Raw genomic sequence first — 24,485 nt, 5'->3', positions numbered from 1 at the left:
TCATGAATGCTGGAGGCATCAAGCTCGGCCTGGGCGTCTATACGACCCTCTTTCTCATCTTTCTCTACGGACCGCTTGTCGTCCTGGCGATCCTGTCGTTCCAGACCGGCCCGGAGGGCGGTCCGCAATTTCCGATCATCGAATGGTCGACCTACTGGTACAGGCATCTCTTCGGCCTGACGCCGCCCTCGCGCATCGCGCCCCTACCGATCGACCAGGCGCTGATCCGCTCGCTTTTTCTGGCGCTGATGACCATGATCGTCTCGACCGTGCTCGGCGTCATGTCCGCGCAGGCCTTTCGCCGGAAGTTCCGTGGCTCTGGCGTGGCCTTCTATCTGATCGTTCTCGGCATGATGGTGCCGGGCGTGCTCGTCGGTCTCGGCATGGCCCTTGTCGCCAATACCTTCGGCATCGACCGCCATTGGTGGAGCACTGCCTTTGTCCTGCACGTCGTCTACACCTTCCCCTTCGCCTTCCTTGTCATGCTTGCGATCTTCAACCGGTTCGATCCGAGCATGGAGGAAGCCTCCTGGTCGCTCGGCGTTACCCCGGCACGTACCTTCCGCAAGGTCACGTTCCCGCTGATCTTTCCGGGCGTGCTTTCGGCCATGCTGTTTGCCTTCACGCTCTCCTATGACGAGTTTTCGCGCACCCTGTTTGCCTCAGGCCGCGAGCTGACTTTGCCGCTTGCGATTTACGGCACCTTCTCGGTCGAGGTGCATCCGAACGTCTTCGCCTTCGGAGTACTGACGACGCTGTTTTCCTTCGCGCTCCTCGGCACCTACGCGATCCTGATGGGTCTTTCGGTTCGCCGTGCCAAGCGTGTCCGCATCCAGGAGGACGCATGATGCCGCAGAGGCTTTCCGCCATCGTCACTGGCTCCGGCTCCGGTATCGGCCGCGCCATCGCGCTGCGCCTTGCGGCAGACGGCTATGCGGTTCTGGTCAACGATCTCTGCGGGCAACGGGCTGAGGCGGTTGCCTCCGATATCATCAAGGCGGGCGGTGCGGCGACCGCGATCGCCGGCGACGTCGCGCGGCCCGAGGACGTGGCGGTTATTCATGCCGCCGCGAAGACCTTGCACGGCGACGTCGCCCTTCTCGTCAACAATGCCGGCATCGCCCATCAGGCGGCATTCGAAAACCTTGAACTTGAGGATTTTGACCGGATGTTTGCCGTGCATGTCCGCGGCACCTTCCTGATGACCAAGGCCGTCATACCGTCGATGCTGGCGCTCGGCGAGGGCATCATCGTCAACGTCGCCTCCCAGCTCGGACAGATCGGCGGCATCGAGCTGGTTCATTACTCCGGTGCCAAGGCCGCGATCATCGGCATGACGAAGGCACTGGCTCGCGAGGTTTCGAGCCGCGGCGTGCGGGTCAATGCCGTGGCGCCGGGGCCGATCAATACGCCGCTGGTGCTCGGTCTTTCAGAAGAATGGCGCGAACGCAAGAAGCGCGAACTGCCGCTCGGCCGCTTCGGCGAGCCCGAAGAGGTGGCCGCAACCGTGGCTTTCCTGGCGTCGCCGGCAGCGAGCCTCTTCGTTGGCCAGACGCTCGGGCCGAATTCCGGCGATGTGATGCTCTGAAGGAGACACGCAAATGGACAGTTTAGAAAAGCGGGTGGTCATCGTCACGGGCGCAGGCATCGGTATCGGCCAGGCGACCGCGAGGGCTTTTGCAGCACTCGGCGACCATGTCGTCGTCACCGACATCCTCGAAAAAGAAGGCGAGCAGATCGTCCGCGACATTCTCATCGCCGGGGGCTCCGCGGAGTTTCGTCTCTACGACGTTCGCTCGACGGATGCCGCGAACAAGCTCGTTGCCAATGTCGAGGCGCGCCTCGGCAAGATTGACGTCATCGTCGCCAACGCCGGCATCGCCCATCGTACGCCGCTCAGTGAGCTTACTGACGACAAATGGGACCTGACAATGGATGTCGATCTGAAGGGTATCTTCAAGCTGGTGCGCGCCGCTGTGCCTGGCATGCGTGCCCGCAGATCGGGAAGCGTCGTCGCCCTCTCCTCGATCATGGGTGTCGCCTATGGATGGGACGAGCATGTCCATTACTCGGCGGCGAAATCCGGTGTCGTCGGGCTGGTGCGCGGGCTCGCCGTTGAGCTGGCGAAGGACGGAATCAGGGTCAACGCCATTGCGCCGGGCTATATCCGCACCGCCCAGCTTCTTTCGGAAGAAAATTCGCTCGGTCCTGCAGGCGCGGAAATGGCAGCCGAATTCATCCCGATGGGCCGGCTCGGCGAGCCGGAAGACATCGCCGACGTGATCGCATTCCTCGCGTCGAACAGCGCGAGATACATGACCGGTCAGGTTCTGGTCGTGGATGGTGGCCTCCTCGTGGGGCGGTACTGATCGGCAGCGGCTAGATAGCCGCGCGATGCAAGCAATGAAGCAGGCCCAACAAGGGCACAGGGAACAGCAATCAGCACTGGAGAACATGAGATGTCCAAAATGGAAATGAACAGACGCTCTCTCTTGAAGCACTCCGCCGGCGTCATGGCGCTCGCGATCGGCGGCGGCACGCCGTTCCTGTCGTCGCGCTCGGCATACGCGCAGGCCGCCGGTCTCGCCAAGGAACAGCTGCGCACGATCGGCCTTTCGGTCACGGTTCAGGAGCGTATCCTGGATGAATTCCGTAAGGCAAGCGGCGTCGGCCAGACTTCTGGTACCGCGGCGACCTTTCCGGATGCGCAGACCAAGATCCTTTCCGGTTCCAAGGACTATGATTGCTGGGAGATCATTGCCGAGCGGCTGCCGTCGATCGTCATGACCAACAATGTCGAGCCGATCCCGGCCGCCTCTCTGAAGAACTGGGCCAATATCCGCGATACGTTCACGACACCCTCCGCCAAATGGGACGCGAAGCAGCAGATCGTCGGCCAGATCTGGGCCGATGAGGCCAAGACGACGCTGAACATGGTGCCTGCGGTCTATAACTACGACTCCATCGGCTACAATCCCGATGTCCTGTCGGCCGAGGAAGCCAATACCTGGGCGGCCATCTTCGATCCGAAGTTCAAGGGCAAGTCCGGCCTCAATACCGATCCGCTGATCGCCTTCGGTCAGGCGATCATGGCGATGAATACGCTGGGACTTTCGAAGGTTAAGAACCCGGCCAACCCGACGACGGTCGAAATCGACGAGGCGGCAAAATTCCTCGTGTCGAAAAAGAAGGATGGGCAATTCCGCGCCCTGTGGGGCGATTTCGGCGAACTGGTCAACCTGATGGCGTCGGGCGAGATGGTCGTCTGCGATGCCTGGCAGCCGGCCGTCATGGCAGTCAAAGCGCAGGGCAAGGCCTGCAAATACGCCGTGCCGAAGGAGGGTTATCGCGGTTGGGCGATCGGCCCGTCGATGATCGCAGGCACGCAGAACAAGGAAGCCGTTATCGCCTATGCCGACTATTGGCTCTCCGGCGAGCCCGGCATCACTGTTTCCGAGCAGGGTTATTACTCACCCTCGACCAATATCGAAAAGGTCATGGCGCCACACAAATATGCTTTCTGGTACGAGGGTAAGCCGTGGGTCGGTGCCTCCGAGCGCGGCATCAAGGAAGGCGATCTGCGTGATGGTGGCTCGCTGGCGGAACGTGCCAAGAACGTCGCCTACTGGCATCAGTGGCCGGATGAATACGACCATCTCGTTCAGAAGTGGGATGAATTCCTCAATGCGTGATCTGGTGGCGTCCGCCACCCATTCCCAGCAATGCGGGGAGGCGATGTCCGCCTCCTCCTACACGCCCGGAGATCTCTCGTGACGTATGATTTGGAACTCATCAATGTCGGCAAGGTCTATGACAATGGCACGCCAGCCGTCATCGACTTCAATCTTTCGATCAGGAAGGGCGAGTTCATCGCCTTCCTCGGCCCATCGGGCTGCGGCAAGACGACGACGCTTCGCATGATCGCTGGCTTCGAAAGCATCTCCTCCGGCGATATGATGATCAAGGGTGCGCGCATGAACGATGTCAGGCCGCAGAGGCGGCCGACGTCCATGATTTTCCAGAATTATGCGCTGTTTCCTCATATGACCGTCCGACGGAATGTCGGATACGGTCTCGAGGTCAAGGGCATGGCAAAGGTCGAACGGGATGCGCGGGTCGACCGTATTCTGGCGACCCTTGGGTTGGAAGATATAGCCGAGCGCAAGCCGGACAAGCTCTCTGGCGGCCAGCGCCAGCGCATCGCGCTTGCCCGCGGCCTCGTGGTCGAGCCAGATTTGCTGCTTCTCGACGAGCCGCTGGGCGCGCTCGATGCCAATCTGCGCAAGGCGATCCAGAACGAGCTAAAGCTCCTTCAGAAGAGCCTCGGCGTGACCTTCGTCTTTGTCACTCATGCCCAGTCGGAGGCACTGGCGCTATCCGATCGGATTGTAGTGATGAACCAGGGCAGGGTAGAGCAGATCAGCCCGCCGCATCAACTCTACACACGCCCGAACACGCCATTCGTGGCGCAGTTCATCGGCCGCAACACTATCTTCGAAGGCGAAGTTGCCGGCACGAAGGCCGACAGCACATTCGTCTCCACATCCTTCGGCACTTTGTCGGGCTGCGCTAATGGTGGCCTTTCCAGCAGGGTCAACATCGTCATTCCTTCGGAGGCGATCGAGGTTCATCCGACAGGCGGCACGACGCGCGAAAATCTGACCGGAGCTTTCGGTGGCAACGTGGTCGGCGCCCGTGTCGAGCGTTTCGACGTGGTCGGACATATCTCGCAGATCGGCATCAGCCTGCCCGACGGCCGCGGCCTGGCACTGGAAGCGCACGTCGACAAATACCGGCCCGGCGCCTTTCCCGTGGGCGCCGAGGTCATGCTTACCTGGGATCCGGCCGACGCGACCGTCATCCCAGCTCACTGATCATAGAAAACGCGATTAGAGGAGGTCATCCCATGGCAAAGGAAATCTTGTGCAGTTTTGGCGTCGACGTCGATGCCGTCGCCGGCTGGCTCGGCTCATATGGCGGCGAGGATTCGCCCGACGATATTTCGAGAGGGCTCTTTGCCGGCGAAGTCGGTAGCCCGCGTCTGGTGAAGCTCTTCGAACGCTTCGGCATCAAGACGACTTGGTTCATTCCCGGCCACTCGATCGAGACCTTTCCCGAGCAGATGCAGGCGGTGGCCGATGCCGGCCATGAAATCGGCATCCATGGCTACAGCCACGAAAATCCGATCGCCATGACGCGCGAGCAAGAAACCGAGATTCTTGACAAATGCATTGCGCTGGTCACCAAGCTTTCCGGCAAGCGCCCGACCGGCTATGTCGCTCCGTGGTGGGAATTCTCCAATGTGACAAACGAGCTGCTTCTGGAGCGCGGTATCAAGTACGACCATTCGCTGATGCATAATGATTTCACGCCCTATTATGTGCGTGTCGGCGACAGTTGGACGAAGATCGACTATTCCCGCAGGCCGTCAGATTGGATGGTGCCGTTGAAGCGCGGCCAGGAAACCGATCTGATCGAAATTCCGGCATCCTGGTATCTCGACGATCTGCCGCCGATGATGTTCATCAAGAAATCCCCAAACAGCCACGGCTTCGTTAACCCGCACCATATCGAGCAGATGTGGCGTGACCAGTTCGATTGGGTCTATCGTGAAATGGACTACGCCGTCTTCCCGATCACCATCCATCCCGACGTCGCCGGCCGTCCTCAGGTGCTGATGATGCTGGAGCGGCTTTATGCACACATGATCAAGCATCCCGGCGTGAAGTTCGCCACCATGAATGAGATCGCCGACGATTTCGCTGCCCGCTTTCCGAGACAGAAATAGCGGGCTAGCTTGAAAGATCGGGAGCATCAATTCTTAAGGAGGCGGATGGCGATGTGTTCACTGTGCGGCGTGCTCGGCGGCAATGAGCATTGGACGGACGCTGTGGCGCGGCCAGGCGTGTTCACGCGCAACCACGCCAGCGTAGATCGGCGGCGTGAACGCGCCGAGCGGGTGCGCGCCGCTAATGAGATGCTCTCGGGCTTCGGTCTCGTCCTCAGCGACTGGCAAGGCGCGTCCTTCGTGCTATCGACACGCACGGGCAGGAGCGAGATCATCGAGGATCTCGGTCACCTCTGGCCTGCGGCCGAAGGTCTCGTTGGCCGGCCTTGCGATCCGCTCGACGATATCTTCATCGCCAGGATGGAGGCACGACATGTCGATTGAGACCAGCGGCTTTTTGCCGATCAACTTGCTGACAGGCTTCCTCGGCTCCGGCAAGACGACGCTACTCAAGCGCATTCTTGACGATCCCGCATTTGCCGATACCGCAGTGCTCATCAACGAATTCGGCGAGATCGGGCTTGACCACGATCTCGTCGAAAGTGTCGATGGCGAGATGGTGCTGCTACGTTCCGGATGCGTTTGCTGTACGGTGCGCGGGGAGCTTGCAGCAGCACTTAAAGAGCTTTATTCCCGACGCGAGTGCGGGTTGGTGCCGCCGTTCCGGCGTGTCGTCATCGAAAGCACGGGCCTTGCCGACCCATTTCCGGTTCTGTCGACCATCAAGGCGGATCCCGTGCTTCGGCATCATTTCTGCGCCGGCAATGTGATCACGACAGTCGACGCCGTGAACGGATCGCGCCAGCTCGACACCTATATCGAATCCAACAGGCAGGTAGCAGTCGCTGATCGGCTGATCATCACCAAGACCGATCTTGGCGCGGGCGCCGAGGAAGAGGCCCTTCGAGCTCGCCTTCGCGGATTGAATCCCGATGCCCCGATCCTGACTGCGGTCGATCTCGATCTCTCCTCGCTTGTCGCCGTTCGAGGCAGTCCCTTATTACGTGGCAGCCTGTCGCCAAGCGGCTTTTACTGCGAGGAGCCGATGCAACTCGTCTCGTCGGACGGAGCGCCGCACCATGCGGCCATTTCCTCGATTTCGCTTAGCATCGACAGGCCCGTCGACTGGACGGCGTTCGGGCTTTGGTTAACCATGCTGCTCAATCGGCATGGGGAGCGTCTGCTGCGGGTGAAGGGTATCCTCAACCTCAGGGGCGAGGAATGCCCCGTTGCCGTTCATGGTGTCCAGCATCTAGTGCATACACCTGTGCATATGGACCGCTGGCCTTCTGAGGACCGCAGCTCGCGCCTGGTCTTCATCCTGGATGGGCTCGACGGCGCATGCTTGAAACGTTCCTTCGAAGCTTTCACACTGGCGCACATGTCGCAGGTGCCGCCCGCTGCATACTTCCCGATCGTCGCTGCGCGTTGAAACAACCGGTATCCCCATGAACAAGCATCAACCCGTGACAAAAAACCTGGCTGTTCCCGCCTTGCATCTGGCCGGCCGGCCGCGGCTGCGCATTCTCGGCACGGCGATCTCGTTGCTGGAGGAGCTGCGCTTGCGAGCGCAGGAAGACCTCGACATCGACGTGACATTCGACAACAACGATTTCCTGACCACGCAGTATAAGGCTGCTCGCGAGCCTGAAACCTACGACGTCTACGATCAGTGCTTCCACAATCTCGATATCGTCTGGCATTGGCGTGCGATTCAGCCCATCGACACGCACCGCATCGTGCTTTGGGATGAGGTCAACGATCTGACGAAGACCGGCCATATCGGCCCCAATCCGCGAATGGGGCTTGGTGATGTTCCCGCGCGCAAGCTGTTTGTTCAGCCCAATCTAGCACTTGGCGATACACCGTCGCGCTTCATCTCGATGCTGCCGACCACGCATAACTTCGACAGTTTCGCCTATCGGACCGATTTGGCGCCGAACGGTGCCGGCATGCATACATGGGGCGCGCTTCTCGATGAGCGCTGGGCGGGCAGGGTAGCACTGGTGGACGAGCCGGCGATCGGCATCTTCGATGCGGCGCTTGCGGCTCAGGCCACAGGCCTCATGTCGTTCGATGATATTGGCAATATGTCGACCCAGGAAATCGATCAGTTGATCGATATTCTGGAAGAGCGCAAGAAGGCCGGCTTCTTCCGAGACTTCTGGAAAACCGCGGAGGACGCGGCGCGGCTGATGATCGCCGGCGAGACGAGCGTTCAGAGCATGTGGTCGCCTGGTATCGGTATCCTGAACTCGAGGGGTTCTCCCGTCGAGCAGGCCGTTCCAGCGGAAGGTTATCGTGCTTGGCATGGCGGCCTGTGCCTTTCGAAACACCTGAGCGGTCGACTGCTCGATGTTGCCTACGACTATTTGAACTGGTGGATTTCCGGTTGGCCAGGCGCCATGGTGGCAAGGCAGGGTTATTACATTTCGACGCCGCAACGCTCCCGCCAGTTCATGACTGAGCCCGAATGGGACTATTGGTATGAAGGTGTCGCAGCAAAGGAGGACCTGCCTGGCCCGGATGGCCAGGTCAGAATTACAAAGGGATCGACGCGCAGTGGTGGATCCTATTGGCAGCGCGCCAATTGCATTGCCGTTTGGAATACGACCATGGATGAGCACAATTATCTGGTTCGCCGCTGGATGCAACTTGTCGGTGGCAGGGGAGAGCAGGGCTAATGATCCAGAAATATCTTGGGAATTCCATCGCGCAGCTGTCTGTTCTCATTCAGTCAGGCAACCTCGACCCAATTGCATTGGTGGAGGAGAGCCTGGATGCAATCTTGTCTCACAAGGATCAGGCGATCTTTACGCGGGTCCTTGAGCAGCGTGCGAGGCAGGAAGCGGCGGCGTCCTCCAGGCGGCTTCGGGAGGGACGCTCGCGCGGGCTGTTGGATGGCATCCCCGTGGCCTGGAAGGATCTATTCGCCATCGCCGGCCTGCCGACGACAGCCGGATCGATCGTCCTTGCAGATGCTCAACCCGCTCAAGAGGACGCCGATGTCATCAAGGCGCTGAGCGCGGCCGGTATGATTTCTCTCGGGCGCGTCAATATGAGCGAATTTGCGTTTTCCGGGCTTGGTCTGAACCCACATTACGGGACGCCGCTCAATCCCCTGACTTGCGATGCCGCCCGCATTCCAGGCGGTTCGTCTTCCGGTTCTGCCGTTGCTGTCGCGGCAGGCCTAGTGCCCGTATCGATCGGCACGGATACTGGTGGCTCGGTGCGGATACCGTCGGCCTTCAATGGCCTTGTTGGATACAAGGCGAGCCGGGGACGGTATAGCATGCAAGGTGTGTTTCCCTTGGCGACGAGCCTCGACTCCCTTGGTCCGCTCTGCCGCAGCGTCCAAGATGCCATCTGGGTTGACGCCGCGATGCGTGGGCGCTTCACAGCCAACGTCCAACGTGCCGAACTTGCGGCGCTCTCCATCGTCGTGCCGACCAACATCGTCATGGACAATGCGGAGGATGGGGTGGTTGACGCTTTCGAAGCCGCGCTGGCCCGGTTGAGTGTCGCGGGCGTCAAGGTTCGACGGGCTTCTTTCCCGTCGTTCGAAAGGATCTTTCAGCTCATGGCCGAATACGGGGCGCTGGCAACGGCCGAAGCGTTTGCGCTGCATCACCGCCGTTTGGCCGGCCCAGAAGCCGAAGCCATGGATCGGCGTGTTGTCGCCCGGACCCGCCTTGGCGAGAAGATCACTTTGGTCGGCTACTTAGAAACGCTTAAAGCGCGTGAGCAATTGATCAAGGAGGCCGCTGAGTTGCTCGGACCGAACGAGTTTATTGCCTATCCGACAGTTGCCCATGTCGCACCCTTGCTTGCTCCGCTGGAGGCCGACGACGAGCTATTTGTAAAGATCAATGGCAGAACCCTGCGCAATACCCTGATCGGCAATTTTCTCGATTGGTGCGGTGTATCCCTACCTTGCGGCACGGGCGAGAGCGGTATGCCCGTCGGCTTCTTGCTGTCGGCATTAAAGAATGACGATGAGCGGCTGCTCGGGGGAGCGTCCGCGCTAGAGGAGATCGTCGCGGGTAGCACCTAGCGTCGCCGTGTCCCGGCCCGTTCCTTTCCACTTGTTTGACTGGATTTCCACCTTTCGATCCGTTTGGCGGTTTACGAGGGTGTCTGCTGGATCATTCGCGCTGATGGCCTCTTATGGAGGGAACGACGAAAAGATAGATGTTTCGAGGGAAGATGGGCCATGCAGCGCACAATCTGTGCAGTTTGGAGCCGTGAAATTAAGGTGACGTCCGCTCATGAGAGGCGGTCTAATGCACTTTTTTATTTCTTCGCTTCGGGCATGTTCAATCTGTATCGCGTATGGCTCCGCTCTCCGCCCCGGCTCATTGCTCCCTTCTCCACCATATTCCCGAGGTCGCATGTCGCAGTCGCGCGGGAGGTTCCTGTGATCGAAATATAGTTTTCGGCGCTCAACCCACCCTTGAAGTCTTCGATCCCTTCTCTGAGCATACAAGAGGCAACCTTGTGCTGGCGCTCATTGAACTCGCCTCGGAAACGGCCATAGAATTTTCCTTAGCCAATATAGAACGCGATGCGGGCAAAGGGTGGTTTGCTGCGCGTCCAATATGGTCGGGGAGAAATCGACAAGCCATCCAGCTTTCGTCATCAAGCCAAGCTTCAGCGTATGCAAAGCCGATATCGCCATGCTTACCTTGGGTGAATTGCCCGACAATGCGGCCACCCCACCAGACATTGAGAACCCTAACTGTCATTTTCTACGTTCACCAGGGGCCAGAATATCAATCGAACAACCCAGCGTTTGCAGAACCTGCAAAACCTTTCCTATCTGAGCTGTCGGCTTGCCGGCTTCGAGGTCCACAATGAACCTGAGGCCAACTCCAGAGACCCCGGCAAGCTCGTCCTGTCGCAAGTTTTGCTCCTTGCGTGCGCTGCGTACTAGGGCGCCGATATCGGCTGGACTTCTGATTTGTTTTGCCATCTTTATTTCCCGATCGGGAAAATCACCGGCGCCGAATCATCTGTGTCTGGAAAACTTCCGATCGGGAAATTCAAATAAAGTCGATGCGGTGCCGGGAAACCTCGGCCGATTGGGAGTTATGGCCCGCAAATTGGGAATGGCAGCGGTTTCTATCCTGCTGAGAGCCTTGCAGACTAAATCACAACATCGGAGTCCGATCCAGCTTCCCCCGATACGCTGGATGCCGGTGCGACACTATCGCGTCCACCATGGCCGACGGTTTTGATCCCGCCAGCAATAGCATCTTAGCCCTCTTCATTTCCAGGGTCTGATCGGCGGTCATCGGCTTCTGGCGCTGTTCGGTGGTCGAAGTCATGCGGATCTCGCCGAATTTCGCGGGCGATTGTTTGGTGTGGGTCAGCATCGCCTGATCGCCAAGCGCAAACCCGAAAAACATGACCAAGATGGCGACGCGCGCGCGTTTTGGTAGATGGGTGGCCAGAACGACGGCGCGGTTTCCATCAGCAGGAAGCCTGCCGCAATGACGGCAATTGAAAGGGCATAGCGATTGGGCTGAATGATAAAATTCATGAATCGAAACTCCAGACGGAAACGAAAATCAGTTCCGGTCGCGACCGCCTCCAGCATCGCTTCTGCCTGCTCGACCAGGTCGAACGCTTCCGCCAGCTCGGTCGAGGCCGTGCCGCTGGAATAATTGCCGGAGGCGGCACAATCGCTCGACGGTTCCGATTGGGAGATTTTCCGCAAGGTAATATTGCCGCTTCTCATGCCGGCGCTCCTCGCCGGCCTATCGCTGTTTTTCTCCCGCTGCCTCAGAGAGTTCGGCGGGATCATCTTCATTGCTGGCAACCGCCGGATGTCGACGGAGATCACCTCGCTGCTGATTTTCATTCGGCTGGAGGAATATGACTACGTGGCCGCTGCCGCTATTGCTTCCGTGCTGCTTTTCGCCGCTTTCGTTATGCTCGCGGCGACCAACCGGTCTATCAGCGCGGCCTGATTGCCATCGTGCCAATCCTGGCGGGGCTCCTCATTCTGGCACCGCTTGTTGTTATCGCTGTCGACGCATTTTCGAAGGATTTACAAGTATAAGCTGTTGCCATCTTTCATCCCGATACCGTTACCACCGTCATACTGACGGTGGTAACCGCGCTTATCGCCGTTCCAGTCAACACGGTCTTTGGCATCGCTGCGGTATGGGCGATCACCAAGTTCGATTTCTGGGGCAAGCGGCTTCTGCTTGTGGTGATCGAAGCACCATTCTCGGTGTCGCCGATCGTCGCGGGTGTTGCCGATCTTTTCGTGTATGGCCTGCAAGGCGTATTGGGTCCAATGCTCGAAGATCATGGGATCAAGATCCCCTTCGCCGTTCCGGGCATCATCCTTGCCGCGCTGTTTGTCACAGCGCCCTTTGTCGCGCGTGAATCGATCCCGTTGATGCAGGCACAGGGTCGCGATCTTGAAGAGGCTGCGCTTGAATCGACGAATGCGCGGCTCGCTTGGCAACAAGCCGAGTAACAGCACCGCAGCAGTCAGTGATCGCGCAGATCCGAGTTTTTCATCAGGATCCAGCCAACCTTCCCTTTCGCATGTGAATTTTTGATTTCCTATGGAACACCATTGCGGAAATCTCCGGTTAGTTGTTTCCGGCGGTCTACCAGAAAATCACTAAGCGCTCGCATCGTGCCCGGCATCTGGTCGTACGAGGGTACATAGAGGTAGAAACCTGGAAATGGTGGCACCAGGGCGTGGGCACTCTCACCGACCGTCCATCCGCCAAGTGCTTGCTATGGGCGCCATACCTACTGAAGCCCGCGAGATGACCTCAGTCTGAAGGACTATCCGCCGGGTTGATGTGACTGATCCATCCAATCGCTCGATCAGCAACTTCGCGACCGCTTCCCCAAGGGGATACACTGGTTGACTGACAACAGTAACCGGCGGGGAGGTCACTGCTGTCCAGTCGGCATCGTGGAAAGATATCAGAGACAAATCGCCCGGAATTGAAATACCCATCATCCGCGCGATCTTGAAGACTTCCAAACCAATCAGGCTGTCGGACGCGATGATAGCTGTCGGACGATCCGTCGCGCCAAGCATTTGCGCGGAAATCTGACGTGCTCGCTCAGGCGTCGAGGCTCCCATGTGGACCCATTGCTCCATTGGAGGAAGACCAGCTCTGCGACAGACCTCCAAGTAGCCTTCAATTCGCCTACGCACTGACCCTGTGTTGATGTCGCTGAGCTGCCGAAAGCGGTGGTCATTCGTGTCGCATGCCGTCAGATAGGCGATGTGGCGATGCCCAAGTTCGATCAACTGACGAGTGACACCTTCTGCGGCATGCCGATCGTCGACAATTGCTGTATCGACATCGAAACCGTCAATACCGCGGTCGAGGAGCGCCAGCGGCCGCCCGGAACGTGCAACATCGCGAAGATGCTCCACGTCGCTTTCCTTTGCGGGCGAAACGATCAACCCGTCGACGCGCTTAGCTAGCAGTGTTTTCACCGCTGCCTTCTCCGCCGACACGTCTTCTCCCGAGTTGGTGAGGATCACCGTGAAACCCGCTTGTCTTGCGACGTCCGTGATGCCCCGGACCGCAAGACTAAAAAATGGGTTTTCAATATCACCAACCACGACTCCAATGGTTCCAGAGCGGCCGGTTGTCATGCTGCGAGCTAGCTCGTTTGGTCGGTAATCCAAGGTCCGAGCAGCAGCAGTGACGGCCTCTCTTACTCGGTCGCTGACAGTTCCGTATCCGCCCAAAACCCGTGCCGCCGTGGCTTTGGAGACGCCGGCCTCGCGAGCGACGTCAGCAACGGTTGCAGAGGTTTTCCGGCGTGTCGTTGGGTCCATGAAAGCAGCTTTACAAGAGATATTGACGAGTTGCAAATGCGAAGATATCAATTGGTAAAACTACAAGAGACCGGTCTCATTTTAAAAAGAGACCGGTCTCGCAAAGAAAATGCGCTTGATACCAGCATGCGACTGCAGGGGCCGGACGCGCGCTTGCGCGACAGTCCGGATGGGACCACTGCGACTGAAAATCGCGAACGAAACCGCCAGAGGAGAATGATAAAATGAACCTACCCAGCCTGATTGATTTTCAACTTAATCGAATTCGCGCTGCCGTGATCGGCGTTGCGATAGGCCTCGCCACAGGTGCCGTATCTGCTCTAGCGGCCGAAAACCCATATAACCTCGTTGATCCGACCGTTATCAGCGTCGGGACGATGGGCGATTCCAAGCCCTACACCTTCACCACTGCAGACGGGAAGTTTACCGGCTTCGATATCGAGCTTTTCCTGAACGTTGCCTCGCGGATTGGTTTCCCCAAGGACAAGGTTACGTTTACCGGCCAAGAGTTCTCGGCGCTGTTGCCGTCGGTTGCAAACCAGCGATTTGATGTCGCCGTCGCTGCTATTGGAACCACCGAGGCACGTAAGAAGACAGTCGACTTCTCGGATGGCTATCTCGCCGGCTATCTTTCGGTTCTGACCTCGGATGCTTCTATCAAGGACGCGAATGGTCTGAAGGGAAAGCGTCTGGGCGTTGTTCAGGGCACGCTTCAGGAGGTTTATGCCACCAAGAATTTTGCCGGCACGGATCTCGTCAAGTTCCCCGACAATAATTCGGCCGTCGCGGCATTGAACAACGGTACTATCGATGCGCATTTCCTCGACTACGAAGCCGCAAAACAATACGGCGAGCGATATAAGTCTCTGAAAATTGCGGTCAACATTCCCTCGTTTGACGCCCCTGCGGGTTTCGTCGTCCACAAGGGCAACGACGCCTTTCGACTGGCGCTGAACAAGGCGCTCAACGAAGCGATGCAGGACGGCACCTGGAAGACGCTTTATGAGAAGTGGTTCCCCGGTTCGCCGATGCCCGATCAATATCTTCCCAAGAAGTAAGGCAACGCCGCCGCCCGGCGTGCCGGACGGCGGCAATAGACCGCCTGAGAGTTTCAAGGGGAATTGAATGGACTGGCTTGAGAACCTCCGTCGCAGCTTTCTTGACTGGGATGCGATGGCTGAAGTCTTGCCGAGCATGATCTCGGTCGGACTGAAAAATACATTGATCCTGGCAGCGGCTTCCACTGTGCTCGGCGTCATCATCGGGATGATACTGGCCGTGATGGGCATCTCGCAGTCTCGTTGGCTGCGTCTGCCGGCGCGTATGTATACCGACATCTTTCGCGGTTTGCCGGCGATTGTGACAATTCTCATCATTGGCCAAGGCTTTGCGCGCGTTGGACGCGAACTATTCGGTCCATCACCTTTTCCACTTGGGATCATCGCACTCAGCTTGATCGCAGGTGCTTATATCGGCGAAATCTTTCGGTCCGGCATTCAGAGTGTCGAGCGAGGCCAACTGGAAGCCTGCCGGGCGCTCAGCATGAGTTATGGGCAGGGGATGCGATTGATCATCATCCCGCAGGGGGTCCGGCGCGTTCTTCCAGCGCTCGTGAATCAGTTCATCGGCAACGTCAAGGATTCGAGCCTTGTCTATTTCCTTGGCCTTCTGGCGTCCGAGCGCGAAATCTTCCGTGTCGGCCAGGACCAGGCCGTCGTCACCGGAAACCTCTCGCCGCTCCTGTTGGCTGGCATTTTCTATCTGGTGATCACCGTTCCGCTGACGCACCTCGTCAATTACATCGATGCGCGTCTGCGCCTCGGCCGTCAGGGCCGTAGCAGCGGCACGACCAGCGGCCTTGTCGAGGTCGGCGAACTCGCCGCTGCATCTATCGATCCGGCAACCGGTGAGACCAAGGCTGTGCGCTTCAAGGGAGGCGCCGTGAAAATCCGCGATCTCAGTATGGCCTATGGCGACCTCGAAGTCCTGAAGGGCATCGACCTGGATATCGGGCGCGGTACGGTAACCTGCATCATCGGCCCTTCCGGCTCGGGCAAGTCGACATTGCTGCGTTGCCTCAACCGTCTTGTGGAGCCGAAGCGGGGCGACATCGCGCTCGATGGCGAAAGCATCCTGTTGATGAAGCCGGAGAGCCTTCGCCGTCGCGTCGGCATGGTGTTCCAGCACTTCAACCTGTTTCCAGATCATACCGCGCTGGAAAACGTCATGCTCTCACTGACGAAGATCAAAAGGATGCCAAAGCGCGAAGCCCGCCGCATCGCCGAGGCTCGCCTGGCGGAGGTGGGCCTTGCCGGACGCCAGGATCACCGCCCCGCCGGTCTCTCTGGCGGCCAGCAGCAGCGTGTCGCTATCGCCCGCGCCCTCGCCATGGACCCAGAAGTTGTCCTCTTCGACGAGGTGACAAGCGCGCTCGATCCGGAACTGGTCAAGGGCGTACTTGATCTGATGGCCAATCTCGGGCGCCAAGGCATGACCATGGCGGTGGTAACCCACGAGATGGGCTTTGCCCGCAAGGTTGCCGACCAGGTCGTCTTCATGGACGAGGGCCGCATTGTCGAGGTCGGCCCACCGGATCAGATCTTCGACAATCCGCAAAGTGATCGGCTGAAGCGCTTCCTCGCGGAGGTCCTGTGATTGGAGAGAACCGCGACATGACACGAACAATTAGATGGGGCGTGCTTGGCTGCGCCGGGATCGCTATCAATGCGGTGATCCCCGCAATCCAGTCAAGCAAGCTCGGTCGTGTTACGGCCATCGCCTCCCGCGACCTCAACAAGGCTAAGGAAACCGCAGCCGCATCGCATATCCCCATGGCCTATGGAAGCTATGAGGAGCTGCTCGCAGATCCGAACATCGATGCGATCTACAATCCGCTGCCGAACCACCTCCATGTGCCGCTGACATGTCTAGCCCTGGAGCATGGCAAACCGGTTCTCTGCGAAAAGCCGATCGCGCTGAATTCGCAGGAGGCTGAGGAGCTTTCGGTGGTTGAGAAAAGAACCGGCTTACCCGTTGCCGAAGCCTTCATGGTTCGCCACCATCCTCAGTGGAAGATGGCACGCTCGCTCGTCGAGACGGGGCATCTCGGCGAGGTCCGGGTGATTCAGACTATATTTTCCTATTACCTTGATGACCCGAATAATGTGCGCAATCAGGCGTCGATCGGTGGCGGGGCGCTTCTCGATGTCGGCTGCTACACGGTCAACATCGCCCGTTTTCTGTTCGGTGCGGAGCCTTTGAGGGCCATCGCCGCGATCGAACGCGACCCGGCCTTTGAGACCGATCGGCTGACGAGCGGCCTCATGGAGTTTCCCGGTGGTCGGCAGCTCATCTTTACATGTGCGACGCAGCTTGCGCTGACACAGAAGCTTACCATTCTCGGCACGCGGGGCCGCATGGAGCTCGAGATTCCATTCAACGCGCCTTCGGACGCACAAACGACCATCATCATCGACAATGGCGAGGATCTCGCAGGCAGCGGGCGTGAGGAAATCGTCATCGACGCGGTTGACCAATACCGTGAGCAGGTGGATGCGTTTGCCGCGACCATTCTAACCGGAGCACCGCTCGTTGCAGACCTTAACGATGCGATCGCCAACATGAGAGCGCTCGATGCTCTCTTGCGCTCAACGACGACCGGCCGTTGGGAAGCTCCTTGAACGATCATCTTCGACAAACTGGAAAGGCACGTTCATGAACGACAACATCATCACCTCGGCCGTCATTCTCGGCGCAGGCATTTTCGGGGTTTCGACCGGCGTGCAACTGGCCCGGCGCGGCGTCCAGGTCACGATTATCAACGATGGCCCGCCCGCAAATGGCGCTTCCGGCCGGTCGTTGTCCTGGCTTAACTCGGCGCGCATGCGGTCGAAACCCTATCATCTCCTGCGCGTCGCAGGCATTGACCGGTATCGGACGCTGGCGGCACGCAACCCCGACGTGGAATGGTTGCGCTTCGATGGCGGCTTGACCTGGGACGCCGAGGACGAGGGCAACGACATAGCACGCGTCTTCGATTACGAGGTCTCGATTGGCTATGATGCTCAGCATATCGAGCCCGGCAAGGTTGCGGTCACGACGCCAGGCGTCGATGCCGATGCCGTGACCTCGTCCGGAGCGATCTTCAATCCAGGTGAGGGATGGGTCGATCTGCCTAGGCTCATTGGCCATCTGCTGCAGGAATTTGCCGAACTCGGCGGCCGGATGGTCACGGATGAGGGCAAGGGGAGAATTCTTGTCGAAGGTGGTCGCGCCGTCGGGATCGAGACCGCGAAGGGCAAGCGCTATGAGGCCGATGCCGTGCTCCTCGCCACCGGTCCTGAAGTGCCGAAAATGGCGGCCGAGGTCGGCCAGACGATCGGCGATGACACGCCGATCGCGCTTTTGGTGCAGACCAAGCCTCTTGGCCACCCTTTGACCGCCGTGCTGAACACGCCGCGTGTTGCTGTTCGCCCAGCACCAGGGGGGGCTTTATCAATCGACGCCGATTGGGCCGCCGACCAGGGTGTGAAGGTCAAGCCGGATGGGACATATCAGGTCGACCGCTCGGTAGTCGAGGCGCTGCTGGACGAGGCCTCGAAAGTGCTAGACGGCAATCCTAAGATTGACGTTGCCTCGATCGGTATTGGCGGAAAGCCGATTCCGGGCGACGGCGAGCCTGTGCTTGGTGCGCTGAAAGCGATCCCGAGCTATTACGTCGCCTTCAGCCATAGCGGCGCGACACTCGGTCTGATTGTCGGTGAGTTGCTTGCCTACGAGATCGCGACCGGAAAAGAGCATCCGATGCTTGCAACATTCCGCCCAGAGCGATTCACTCAGGGACGTTGATCGAGGCCACGATCACCGGCGGAACCCGCTGGGCTCGGGCCTTGTGCGGCGACCTCTAAACCCAACGGTTCGCCGCATTTATCGCACCGGCTAACATCGCGCGCTTGCGATAAGCGCCTGCTCTTCATGTTGATGGACACAGGGCAACTAGCCGGGTCGGACACTAGGCAGGGCTGCTTTCGGGCCAAAACCGAACACGACCAGCACGCGACGGAAACGGAAGCGGTTTCCTAGCGTCCAACAATGGGGCGAAAGCCTGGCCGCAGGTGCGCCAGATGATCGCGTAACGCCAGTTAGCGGACGGTCCACAGGATCATACGGTCGAACGTGCGATCGCCGAGCCATTTGCGAATGTTGATCAGCATACTGGCGAATTTGCCGGCCACGTACCGGGTCTTGGGTTGGCTGGCCTTTACGGCCTTGGAAACCACGTCTGCGATGACCCGAGGGGAGGAGCCGCCGCTGTTCTTGTAACTGTCGCCGGTGGCCTTGGCTATGTTCTTCGCCATGCGGGCGTAAGCGGTATTGCCCGAGAACTTCATCATCGGACCTTCAAGCACATTGCCGAATTCGGTTTGGATGATGCCGGGCTCAACGACCACGACATCTATGCCGAACTGTTGCAACTCAAGGCGAAGGCAGTCCGACAAGCCCTCCAGGGCATGCTTCGAAGCGTGATACCAGGCACCGAGCGGCGTATAGATTTTTCCGCCCATTGACGTAATGTTGATAATCTTGCCGGCGCGCTTTTCGCGCATGTAAGGCACCAGATCCTTGATCAATGCGCCCGCGCCGAACAGGTTCACGTCGAACTGATGGCGGGCCTCGTCCAGAGGCACGTCTTCGACCGCTCCATAAAGTCCGAAACCTGCGTTGTTGATCAGCACGTCGATGCCGACGAACTTCTCGGTGATCTCGGCCAGTGCGGATTTTCGGCTCGCCTCGTCAGCGACATCCAGTGCGACGGGATAAGCACCGAGCGCCTTTAGATCGTTCATCTGTTCTACCCGGCGGGCGGCAACGATGACGGTCAGCCCGTCCTTGATCAATTGCTTTGCGATAACCTTGCCCATGCCTGAGGATGCGCCGGTGACGAGAGCGGTCTTCCGTGCGTTTGCCATGATCTTCTCCAATCGATATGGGCGTCGTGCCCGTTGTTCCTTGGAGATCAATCTGGCGTATTGAGCGAATCATTTCAAAATCGCTTCGTGCCAACAATCTATCAAAGCGCGCCAATCGACTATCTTCCGGCAGAAATACAAATCGGGCGCCAGAACCCGATCCCGGTCCTGAGTGACTTTCTCAGTGCGCCACTATGCGCCGCGCCTCCGCCGGGGTCATGCCTGTCCATGACTGGAAGGCGCGATAGAACGAGTTTGGCTCGCGGTAGGCCAAGAGATAGGAGATTTCCTCAACGTTCAGTCCATCTTCTCTGAGATAATGTTTTGCCAGTTCCGCGCGGGTTGCTGCCAGAACCGTCTGAAAGGTCTCGCCTTCTTCCTTCAACTGTCGTTGCAGGGTGCGCTTCGACATGGCGAGCCGCCGGCACATTGCCTCGATACTAGCCTCACCCGAGGGAAGCATGGCATGCAGAACCCGCTTCGCGCGCAGGACAACGGGCGTATCGGTTTCAAGGGATTCCATGTCCCGGCGCAGTTTCTTTTCAAACTCGGGCCAGGATTCCTCGTTTTCAGTGATCAGCGGGAGATCGGCATCGTCCGTTCGTAAGGAGAGGCGCGCTCCGCCACCAAGCTCCGGGTCGCAACCCAGGAAATCCAAAACGCCCTTATCCAAATTGGTCAACACGGGCAGTTGGGCGTGCGCTGGGGTAATAAATTCAGCGGTGTAACAGCGGGCAGATTCTAAGAGGTAGAGCGCCTCAAACCAAACCAGTTGCGGCGGAGCTGGAACGGCAGGATCCACCGACCCGATCTCTATATGCAGCCCGGTGTCGTCCTCGGAAATGGTCAGTTTCATCGGGCCCATCAGCGGCTTGAACACGGACAGACGTTGGAATCCTGTGCGCACGTCTGGCGAACACGAAAAAGAGAACATTGTCGGTGTGAACGGCGCGTGGGCAAAGAGCCTGCTGAGATAGAGCGGGAGGTCGGAACGGTTTGCTTCAATCTCTATGGCGTTCCAGAGAGCGAACACTTGGTTGGGCGTTAGCCCCTTGCCCTCATTTTGAAGAATATCACGGGGAAGTCCGGCCCGGCGCACGGTCCGGTCGGCGGAGATTTTTAGCAGCTTGGCTACTTGGATTATGGATTTGCCCACGGGATAAAGCCGGCCCGACATGATCGTCCCTCCGATTGGCTGGTAACGCACCTTTACCTGCACATAGACACCGAATTGTGCCAGAGCCCAAGAGCACGTTGGCACATTCTGATAGTGTTTTGGCGCTCAGGGAGAGTGCAAGTGGGAAGTATCGGCATTCAGCCCAGTTTTGTAGTCCGCTGCAGAACGAGGCAGCAGACTGATCAGACCTGCTATCGGCAGAAATTCCATATCCCCACGTCTACTCGCCTCGTGAGCATCGACCAGGCTGTCCACTCGGCGTTGCTGACGCTTGTCTCATTTCGTCGGCCGGGTTCGCGCCGTCAGTTTATTTCCGTCGGGATCACGAAGAAACGCGACGAACGACCCGTTCGGTCGCTCCACGGGCGGGCTTTCGATCGCTGTGCCGCCATGCGCTGTACCGGCGGCATGCCAGGCTAGAACATCGTCTTGACTCGCAGCGGCGATACCGATCGTCCCGCCGTTGGCTGCGGTCGCCGGCTTGCCGTCGATAGGCTTCGTGATCATCAGCCGGCCGCCCTCGTGGGCATAGATCAGTCTGCCTCTCACATCCATCTCGCCGGGCTTGCCGCCCAATGCAACGAAGGTGGCGTCATAGAAGCTTCTGGCCCTCTCCAAATCGTTGCTTCCAATCATGACGTGGGTAAACATGCTTCATCTCCAGTAAAGTACGCAATGGCATCCATCCCAGGGCAAGGTAACCTAGACATCGGTCAGTCGCCAAACTCCCGTTTGAATCGGCATTTATTTTTGGACTTTTGTACGTCGCAGAATAGGGTGTTTTGCGTCTGCCCTATTGCCCGATCTTGGCGCAACGAGGCCGAATGCATCTTTATACTGTGTCGAGCCTTGCCCCAGAATTCAGTGGAAACCTTGAGTTGAATGGGGCGAGCTCGGTATGGGGACACCCTTGAGATATTTGCCCCTTCTGCAATCAAGCCGGGGAGCCGGACCTTTCACTAGGTGCAGATTGGTGTTGAACCTGAACTGGCCAAATGTGTCTCAGAAGGAGGCCGTGCTCAAAATTGGCGCCAGGGTGTCGAGCAAGGCGGCCGGCGATACAGGCGGACCTCCGATTTCCCACGAATTCTGAAACTCGGCTATTTCGATCCCAATGAAGTCATGCTCTGCGATGACCTCGCAGCAGGCGCGCAAATCGTCCAGGGAAAGGCCTCCTTCATTCTTGTAGTCGGTCGGGACAATGCCCGGCTCCAAGACGTCGCAATCCAAATGAACGTAGACCGGGCGGCTGGCGATCGCAGCTCTCAGCTTGGTCGCAAGGTCCGATCCCGGCTTGATATGCGGGACGCTGTGCTGCTCAATTAACTCCAGCTCGTAGGGATCAAGATCTCGTTGACCGACGAGAATGACTTGGCTCAGGTTCAATCCCGCTCCAAGCCCGGATTCCCAAAGCCCAAGCGGTCCTGCCAAGGCAAGTCCGCCGAGATATCCAGTGGTGCTAGCTTCCGGTGGGTTTAAATCCCCGTGTGCATCGAACCAGACGACACACGCCGATGAATGATGCTTGGCGACGGCAGGAAGCGTTGCAAGAGAGACAGCGCAGCGGCTTGTGGCGGCGATCGATGCGGCACCTCGAGCAAGGACTTCATCAAATCGAGACCTCACTTCCTTGAGCGCGGGAAGTGCCGCATCCAATTCCTGGCGCCATCCGATGTTAAGAGCTGGTTCCGGATTTCCGAGCACGGTCGGAGAAATACCGGTTCTCCGTTCCAACTCTTTGCCAATTGCCGCGGCACCTGGCATTGCTAGATCGTTATGGTCTCCGGCGCGTCCCTGGAACACCGTGTATTCTGCTTTTCTGGTCATAGCCTCCCCCAATGCATCGCCATAGCTGAGGCGTGTAGCTGAATATCGTGATGAGTGCGAGGTTGGTCATTCCAATCCGTGTGGCCGCATCCCGCATCGATACTCGCTGCCACTGCGTAAAAGCTGTTTTTTTGTTGAGATTTCACCCCTCCCCAACTTTGCATGTCATAGTGGCGCTACCTGGATGTCGATATCGCAAATTCTTAAATCGGTTCTCAGACTAAAGTAACCGGGAGGTCCAATTGGCTATATGATTGGCGACGGTCCCGAAATGCTCCGCAGCGGACAGTCCGGAGAGAGCTTTTCTCGGCCGAAAGTCGTGATCTCCATCCTCCAGCCAGAGAATTTCGATCATTTCGGAAAGTTTGTAGCCAGAGACCTCGTCGCGTGATCCAAACAGATCACGCGTGCCCTGGCAGATGAGGGTAGGTGTCTTCACTTCTACGAGATGATCAGTCCGCAAACTTTCCGGTTTTCCAATTGGATGAAATGGGTAGCCGAGGCAGAGCAGTCCGGAGATCTTTCCAGTATCGCGGAGGTCGTCCGCGATCATGCTGGCCACACGTCCGCCCATGGACTTTCCTGCGATCACGAGGGTCCCTTGTGACCTGAGTTCATTGATCACGGCTTCGTATTCCTGCTTGAGGAGTTCGGCGCGTGGGGGCGGTGGCCGCTTTCCGGTGGACCGCCGCTCCGACATGTAGCGAAACTCGAACCGGACGATCCGTAGCCCTTTTTCGGAAAGCGCTTTGGACATGTTCTCCATCCATGTCGTGTCCATTGCCCCGCCCGCACCGTGAGCGAGAACGATTGTGATCTTGGCGTCTTCAGGGCCGGTGACGAGAAAATCGTAGGGCATTCAGGTTTCTCTGGGTTCGTGGGGCCACTGTCATACCAAGCCGAGATCAGTTGCAGAAGAGCCGGTGGCAAGTCTTGATATTCACGAAACGATCTGCACAACAACGGAGGGCGTTCGGCGTGACCAGCGGAAGGAGTGCGTCACTTCGTTAACGCTCGGCTGGGTTCACGTTTGACGGTGCATTTTTGCGGTATGGTATCGTGGACCGACTTATTCCCACAGTGCCGTCGACCTTTAGGTGTCAGAGCATTGCCTCCCATCGGCTCCGTTTGGAAGGCCATGCCAACACAAATATTCAATTTATTGGCGGCAAGAGAGCCATCTGGCTATAAATCACTATTTTCGGTACTCGGCGGTGTCCGCGCCAACTCTACGGCATCCCGAGAGAGCCACTGGTGGGCAGAAATCGCAGCACGCAATTCGGGAAGCGTACGATTTCCCTCTCTGTACAAAGTGATTACGGCGGCTGCAGCGATTTCATACTCCGGGATGTTCCGGTCAATGCCCGTTATATCTCGCCACTCTTCGAGTGCCTGGCTGATAATATCGAGTTCAACAGAACCGAATGTCGCATTCACAAAGTTTCTCATTGTCTCTCCCGAAAACAGGCGGCAGAGAGATGGGAACCGGCGCGGCCAATTTCAAAGGGATCGCCACGACTGCGTGGATGTAATCAAATATTTACCATGACTTGCGACTTTGCCACGCCATGCAGTTGATTACCCGGCAATCGGGCAGGTATTGGTTTTGCGTAACCTGCCCGATATCGCACAGCCAGCTTCCATCGACACCTGGTTTTTCCGGTATGTTGTTCAATGTCACAACGCTTTGACCCGAATGTGGTTGTGCGACATTAGACATGCTTGCGATATGGACCGAGTTATCAGCGTTGATAAACGGATATCATTCGCCTCCAATGACACGGGCGGCGTCGCCTGCCACATTTCAAGCTCAGAGGAGCGGCGCTTAGACTGTGTGGGTGAGGTCTGCTCGTCGCTATCGTCTTTCCCCGGCATTCCTGGAGGCGTCACAGTCTA

24 protein-coding genes and 3 pseudogenes are annotated in these 24,485 nt (G+C 58.3%); 16 read left to right on the top strand and 11 right to left on the bottom strand.

Features of this window, described 5'->3' with window-relative positions:
* Positions 1–2 precede the first annotated feature (2 nt).
* The 10 genes from QD461_RS17695 to QD461_RS17650 all read left to right on the top strand — a co-directional run bounded on the left by QD461_RS17695 (position 3) and on the right by QD461_RS17650 (position 9,842).
* Entirely contained in the window at positions 3–848 is an 846-nt protein-coding gene (locus tag QD461_RS17695; RefSeq protein ID WP_414088917.1) for an ABC transporter permease, read from the top strand.
* Complete coding sequence (locus QD461_RS17690) at positions 845–1,588, top strand: SDR family NAD(P)-dependent oxidoreductase (protein ID WP_414088916.1); 744 nt, start codon at positions 845–847, stop codon at positions 1,586–1,588. The genes QD461_RS17695 and QD461_RS17690 overlap by 4 nt, the downstream gene beginning before the upstream one ends.
* Positions 1,589–1,601: 13 nt before the next feature.
* Complete coding sequence (locus tag QD461_RS17685; RefSeq protein ID WP_414088915.1) at positions 1,602–2,369, top strand: SDR family NAD(P)-dependent oxidoreductase; 768 nt, start codon at positions 1,602–1,604, stop codon at positions 2,367–2,369.
* Positions 2,370–2,459: 90 nt separating this feature from the next.
* Positions 2,460–3,692 (top strand): ABC transporter substrate-binding protein, encoded by a 1,233-nt coding sequence (locus tag QD461_RS17680; RefSeq protein WP_414088914.1) that lies wholly within the window; start codon positions 2,460–2,462, stop codon positions 3,690–3,692.
* Between the two features lie 78 nt (positions 3,693–3,770).
* Complete coding sequence (locus tag QD461_RS17675) at positions 3,771–4,874, top strand: ABC transporter ATP-binding protein (RefSeq protein WP_414088913.1); 1,104 nt, start codon at positions 3,771–3,773, stop codon at positions 4,872–4,874.
* Between the two features lie 32 nt (positions 4,875–4,906).
* Complete coding sequence (locus QD461_RS17670; protein WP_414088912.1) at positions 4,907–5,788, top strand: polysaccharide deacetylase family protein; 882 nt, start codon at positions 4,907–4,909, stop codon at positions 5,786–5,788.
* A gap of 51 nt (positions 5,789–5,839) precedes the next feature.
* The gene (locus tag QD461_RS17665) at positions 5,840–6,172 is read left to right on the top strand and encodes a hypothetical protein (protein WP_414088911.1); all 333 of its coding nucleotides are present in this window, start codon (positions 5,840–5,842) and stop codon (positions 6,170–6,172) included.
* Positions 6,162–7,220 (top strand): CobW family GTP-binding protein, encoded by a 1,059-nt coding sequence (locus tag QD461_RS17660; RefSeq protein ID WP_414088910.1) that lies wholly within the window; start codon positions 6,162–6,164, stop codon positions 7,218–7,220. Before QD461_RS17665 ends, QD461_RS17660 begins: the two co-directional genes overlap by 11 nt.
* A gap of 16 nt (positions 7,221–7,236) precedes the next feature.
* Positions 7,237–8,472, top strand: coding sequence for an ABC transporter substrate-binding protein (locus tag QD461_RS17655; protein ID WP_414088909.1), 1,236 nt, complete (start codon positions 7,237–7,239; stop codon positions 8,470–8,472).
* Positions 8,472–9,842 carry an amidase gene (locus tag QD461_RS17650; protein WP_414088908.1) on the top strand — a complete coding sequence of 457 codons (1,371 nt, stop codon included), beginning with the start codon at positions 8,472–8,474 and terminating at the stop codon, positions 9,840–9,842. Before QD461_RS17655 ends, QD461_RS17650 begins: the two co-directional genes overlap by 1 nt.
* 576 nt (positions 9,843–10,418) lie before the next feature.
* Here the strand turns inward: QD461_RS17650 and QD461_RS17645 are convergent.
* The 4 genes and pseudogenes from QD461_RS17645 to QD461_RS17630 form a co-directional block, all read right to left on the bottom strand.
* Positions 10,419–10,533, bottom strand: a pseudogene (locus tag QD461_RS17645) (HipA N-terminal domain-containing protein); the annotation flags it as partial.
* Positions 10,530–10,760 (bottom strand): helix-turn-helix transcriptional regulator, encoded by a 231-nt coding sequence (locus tag QD461_RS17640; protein ID WP_414088907.1) that lies wholly within the window; start codon positions 10,758–10,760, stop codon positions 10,530–10,532. The gene QD461_RS17640 and the pseudogene QD461_RS17645, both read right to left, overlap by 4 nt.
* A gap of 178 nt (positions 10,761–10,938) precedes the next feature.
* Positions 10,939–11,163: a hypothetical protein gene (locus QD461_RS17635; protein ID WP_414088906.1), complete on the bottom strand. Its 225-nt coding sequence runs from the start codon at positions 11,161–11,163 to the stop codon at positions 10,939–10,941.
* The gene (locus tag QD461_RS17630; protein WP_414088905.1) at positions 11,157–11,387 is read right to left on the bottom strand and encodes a hypothetical protein; all 231 of its coding nucleotides are present in this window, start codon (positions 11,385–11,387) and stop codon (positions 11,157–11,159) included. Before QD461_RS17630 ends, QD461_RS17635 begins: the two co-directional genes overlap by 7 nt.
* A 67-nt stretch (positions 11,388–11,454) precedes the next feature.
* Between QD461_RS17630 and QD461_RS17625 the strand changes: the two are divergent.
* Both QD461_RS17625 and QD461_RS17620 read left to right on the top strand, forming a co-directional pair.
* Positions 11,455–11,760 (top strand): annotated as a pseudogene (locus tag QD461_RS17625) (ABC transporter permease subunit); the annotation flags it as partial.
* Positions 11,757–12,233 (top strand): annotated as a pseudogene (locus QD461_RS17620) (sulfate ABC transporter permease subunit CysW); the annotation flags it as partial. The pseudogenes QD461_RS17625 and QD461_RS17620, both read left to right, overlap by 4 nt.
* Positions 12,234–12,518: 285 nt before the next feature.
* On the opposite strand, the gene QD461_RS17615 reads toward QD461_RS17620, so the two are convergent.
* Entirely contained in the window at positions 12,519–13,616 is a 1,098-nt protein-coding gene (locus QD461_RS17615) for a LacI family DNA-binding transcriptional regulator (RefSeq protein ID WP_414089020.1), read from the bottom strand.
* Between the two features lie 224 nt (positions 13,617–13,840).
* Here QD461_RS17615 and QD461_RS17610 point away from each other — a divergent pair, with 224 nt between their 5' ends.
* The 4 genes from QD461_RS17610 (at position 13,841) to QD461_RS17595 (ending at position 18,464) form a co-directional block, all read left to right on the top strand.
* Positions 13,841–14,674 (top strand): ABC transporter substrate-binding protein, encoded by an 834-nt coding sequence (locus tag QD461_RS17610; RefSeq protein WP_414088904.1) that lies wholly within the window; start codon positions 13,841–13,843, stop codon positions 14,672–14,674.
* Between the two features lie 67 nt (positions 14,675–14,741).
* Complete coding sequence (locus tag QD461_RS17605; RefSeq protein WP_414088903.1) at positions 14,742–16,271, top strand: amino acid ABC transporter permease/ATP-binding protein; 1,530 nt, start codon at positions 14,742–14,744, stop codon at positions 16,269–16,271.
* Positions 16,272–16,288: 17 nt separating this feature from the next.
* Positions 16,289–17,296, top strand: coding sequence for a Gfo/Idh/MocA family protein (locus QD461_RS17600; protein WP_414088902.1), 1,008 nt, complete (start codon positions 16,289–16,291; stop codon positions 17,294–17,296).
* Positions 17,297–17,330: 34 nt separating this feature from the next.
* Complete coding sequence (locus QD461_RS17595; protein ID WP_414088901.1) at positions 17,331–18,464, top strand: NAD(P)/FAD-dependent oxidoreductase; 1,134 nt, start codon at positions 17,331–17,333, stop codon at positions 18,462–18,464.
* Between the two features lie 293 nt (positions 18,465–18,757).
* On the opposite strand, the gene QD461_RS17590 is transcribed toward QD461_RS17595, so the two are convergent.
* The 6 genes from QD461_RS17590 to QD461_RS17565 all read right to left on the bottom strand — a co-directional run bounded on the left by QD461_RS17590 (position 18,758) and on the right by QD461_RS17565 (position 24,038).
* A complete protein-coding gene (locus QD461_RS17590; RefSeq protein ID WP_414088900.1) occupies positions 18,758–19,585 on the bottom strand; it encodes an oxidoreductase in 828 nt (275 codons plus the stop codon).
* A 181-nt stretch (positions 19,586–19,766) separates the two neighbouring features.
* Positions 19,767–20,762 (bottom strand): helix-turn-helix domain-containing protein, encoded by a 996-nt coding sequence (locus tag QD461_RS17585; protein WP_414088899.1) that lies wholly within the window; start codon positions 20,760–20,762, stop codon positions 19,767–19,769.
* A 276-nt stretch (positions 20,763–21,038) separates the two neighbouring features.
* Positions 21,039–21,413, bottom strand: coding sequence for a VOC family protein (locus QD461_RS17580; protein ID WP_414088898.1), 375 nt, complete (start codon positions 21,411–21,413; stop codon positions 21,039–21,041).
* Between the two features lie 351 nt (positions 21,414–21,764).
* On the bottom strand, positions 21,765–22,589 hold the full coding sequence (locus QD461_RS17575) for an arginase family protein (protein WP_414088897.1): 825 nt from the start codon (positions 22,587–22,589) through the stop codon (positions 21,765–21,767).
* A 220-nt stretch (positions 22,590–22,809) separates the two neighbouring features.
* On the bottom strand, positions 22,810–23,448 hold the full coding sequence (locus QD461_RS17570; RefSeq protein ID WP_414088896.1) for an alpha/beta fold hydrolase: 639 nt from the start codon (positions 23,446–23,448) through the stop codon (positions 22,810–22,812).
* Positions 23,449–23,774: 326 nt separating this feature from the next.
* Positions 23,775–24,038, bottom strand: a complete 264-nt coding sequence (locus QD461_RS17565) for a hypothetical protein (protein ID WP_414088895.1) — start codon at positions 24,036–24,038, stop codon at positions 23,775–23,777.
* Positions 24,039–24,485 lie beyond the last annotated feature (447 nt).

This window comes from Rhizobium sp. BR 314, from assembly GCF_047445805.1.
Taxonomy (GTDB): domain Bacteria; phylum Pseudomonadota; class Alphaproteobacteria; order Rhizobiales; family Rhizobiaceae; genus Rhizobium; species Rhizobium lusitanum_B.
Note: the sequence above shows the minus strand (reverse complement) of the source record. Positions and strands in the feature narration are given on the sequence as shown.

Excerpts from the sequence above, each read along its gene's own strand:
- QD461_RS17695 (WP_414088917.1), top strand. The coding sequence starts at position 3 with ATGAATGCTGGAGGCATCAAGCTCGGCCTGGGCGTCTATACGACCCTC.
- QD461_RS17690 (WP_414088916.1), top strand. The coding sequence starts at position 845 with ATGATGCCGCAGAGGCTTTCCGCCATCGTCACTGGCTCCGGCTCCGGT.
- QD461_RS17685 (WP_414088915.1), top strand. The coding sequence starts at position 1,602 with ATGGACAGTTTAGAAAAGCGGGTGGTCATCGTCACGGGCGCAGGCATC.
- QD461_RS17680 (WP_414088914.1), top strand. The coding sequence starts at position 2,460 with ATGTCCAAAATGGAAATGAACAGACGCTCTCTCTTGAAGCACTCCGCC.
- QD461_RS17670 (WP_414088912.1), top strand. The coding sequence starts at position 4,907 with ATGGCAAAGGAAATCTTGTGCAGTTTTGGCGTCGACGTCGATGCCGTC.
- QD461_RS17665 (WP_414088911.1), top strand. The coding sequence starts at position 5,840 with ATGTGTTCACTGTGCGGCGTGCTCGGCGGCAATGAGCATTGGACGGAC.
- QD461_RS17660 (WP_414088910.1), top strand. The coding sequence starts at position 6,162 with ATGTCGATTGAGACCAGCGGCTTTTTGCCGATCAACTTGCTGACAGGC.
- QD461_RS17655 (WP_414088909.1), top strand. The coding sequence starts at position 7,237 with ATGAACAAGCATCAACCCGTGACAAAAAACCTGGCTGTTCCCGCCTTG.
- QD461_RS17650 (WP_414088908.1), top strand. The coding sequence starts at position 8,472 with ATGATCCAGAAATATCTTGGGAATTCCATCGCGCAGCTGTCTGTTCTC.
- QD461_RS17640 (WP_414088907.1), bottom strand. The coding sequence starts at position 10,760 with ATGGCAAAACAAATCAGAAGTCCAGCCGATATCGGCGCCCTAGTACGC.
- QD461_RS17635 (WP_414088906.1), bottom strand. The coding sequence starts at position 11,163 with ATGCTGACCCACACCAAACAATCGCCCGCGAAATTCGGCGAGATCCGC.
- QD461_RS17630 (WP_414088905.1), bottom strand. The coding sequence starts at position 11,387 with ATGCTGGAGGCGGTCGCGACCGGAACTGATTTTCGTTTCCGTCTGGAG.
- QD461_RS17615 (WP_414089020.1), bottom strand. The coding sequence starts at position 13,616 with ATGGACCCAACGACACGCCGGAAAACCTCTGCAACCGTTGCTGACGTC.
- QD461_RS17610 (WP_414088904.1), top strand. The coding sequence starts at position 13,841 with ATGAACCTACCCAGCCTGATTGATTTTCAACTTAATCGAATTCGCGCT.
- QD461_RS17605 (WP_414088903.1), top strand. The coding sequence starts at position 14,742 with ATGGACTGGCTTGAGAACCTCCGTCGCAGCTTTCTTGACTGGGATGCG.
- QD461_RS17600 (WP_414088902.1), top strand. The coding sequence starts at position 16,289 with ATGACACGAACAATTAGATGGGGCGTGCTTGGCTGCGCCGGGATCGCT.
- QD461_RS17595 (WP_414088901.1), top strand. The coding sequence starts at position 17,331 with ATGAACGACAACATCATCACCTCGGCCGTCATTCTCGGCGCAGGCATT.
- QD461_RS17590 (WP_414088900.1), bottom strand. The coding sequence starts at position 19,585 with ATGGCAAACGCACGGAAGACCGCTCTCGTCACCGGCGCATCCTCAGGC.
- QD461_RS17585 (WP_414088899.1), bottom strand. The coding sequence starts at position 20,762 with ATGTCGGGCCGGCTTTATCCCGTGGGCAAATCCATAATCCAAGTAGCC.
- QD461_RS17580 (WP_414088898.1), bottom strand. The coding sequence starts at position 21,413 with ATGTTTACCCACGTCATGATTGGAAGCAACGATTTGGAGAGGGCCAGA.
- QD461_RS17575 (WP_414088897.1), bottom strand. The coding sequence starts at position 22,589 with ATGACCAGAAAAGCAGAATACACGGTGTTCCAGGGACGCGCCGGAGAC.
- QD461_RS17570 (WP_414088896.1), bottom strand. The coding sequence starts at position 23,448 with ATGCCCTACGATTTTCTCGTCACCGGCCCTGAAGACGCCAAGATCACA.
- QD461_RS17565 (WP_414088895.1), bottom strand. The coding sequence starts at position 24,038 with ATGAGAAACTTTGTGAATGCGACATTCGGTTCTGTTGAACTCGATATT.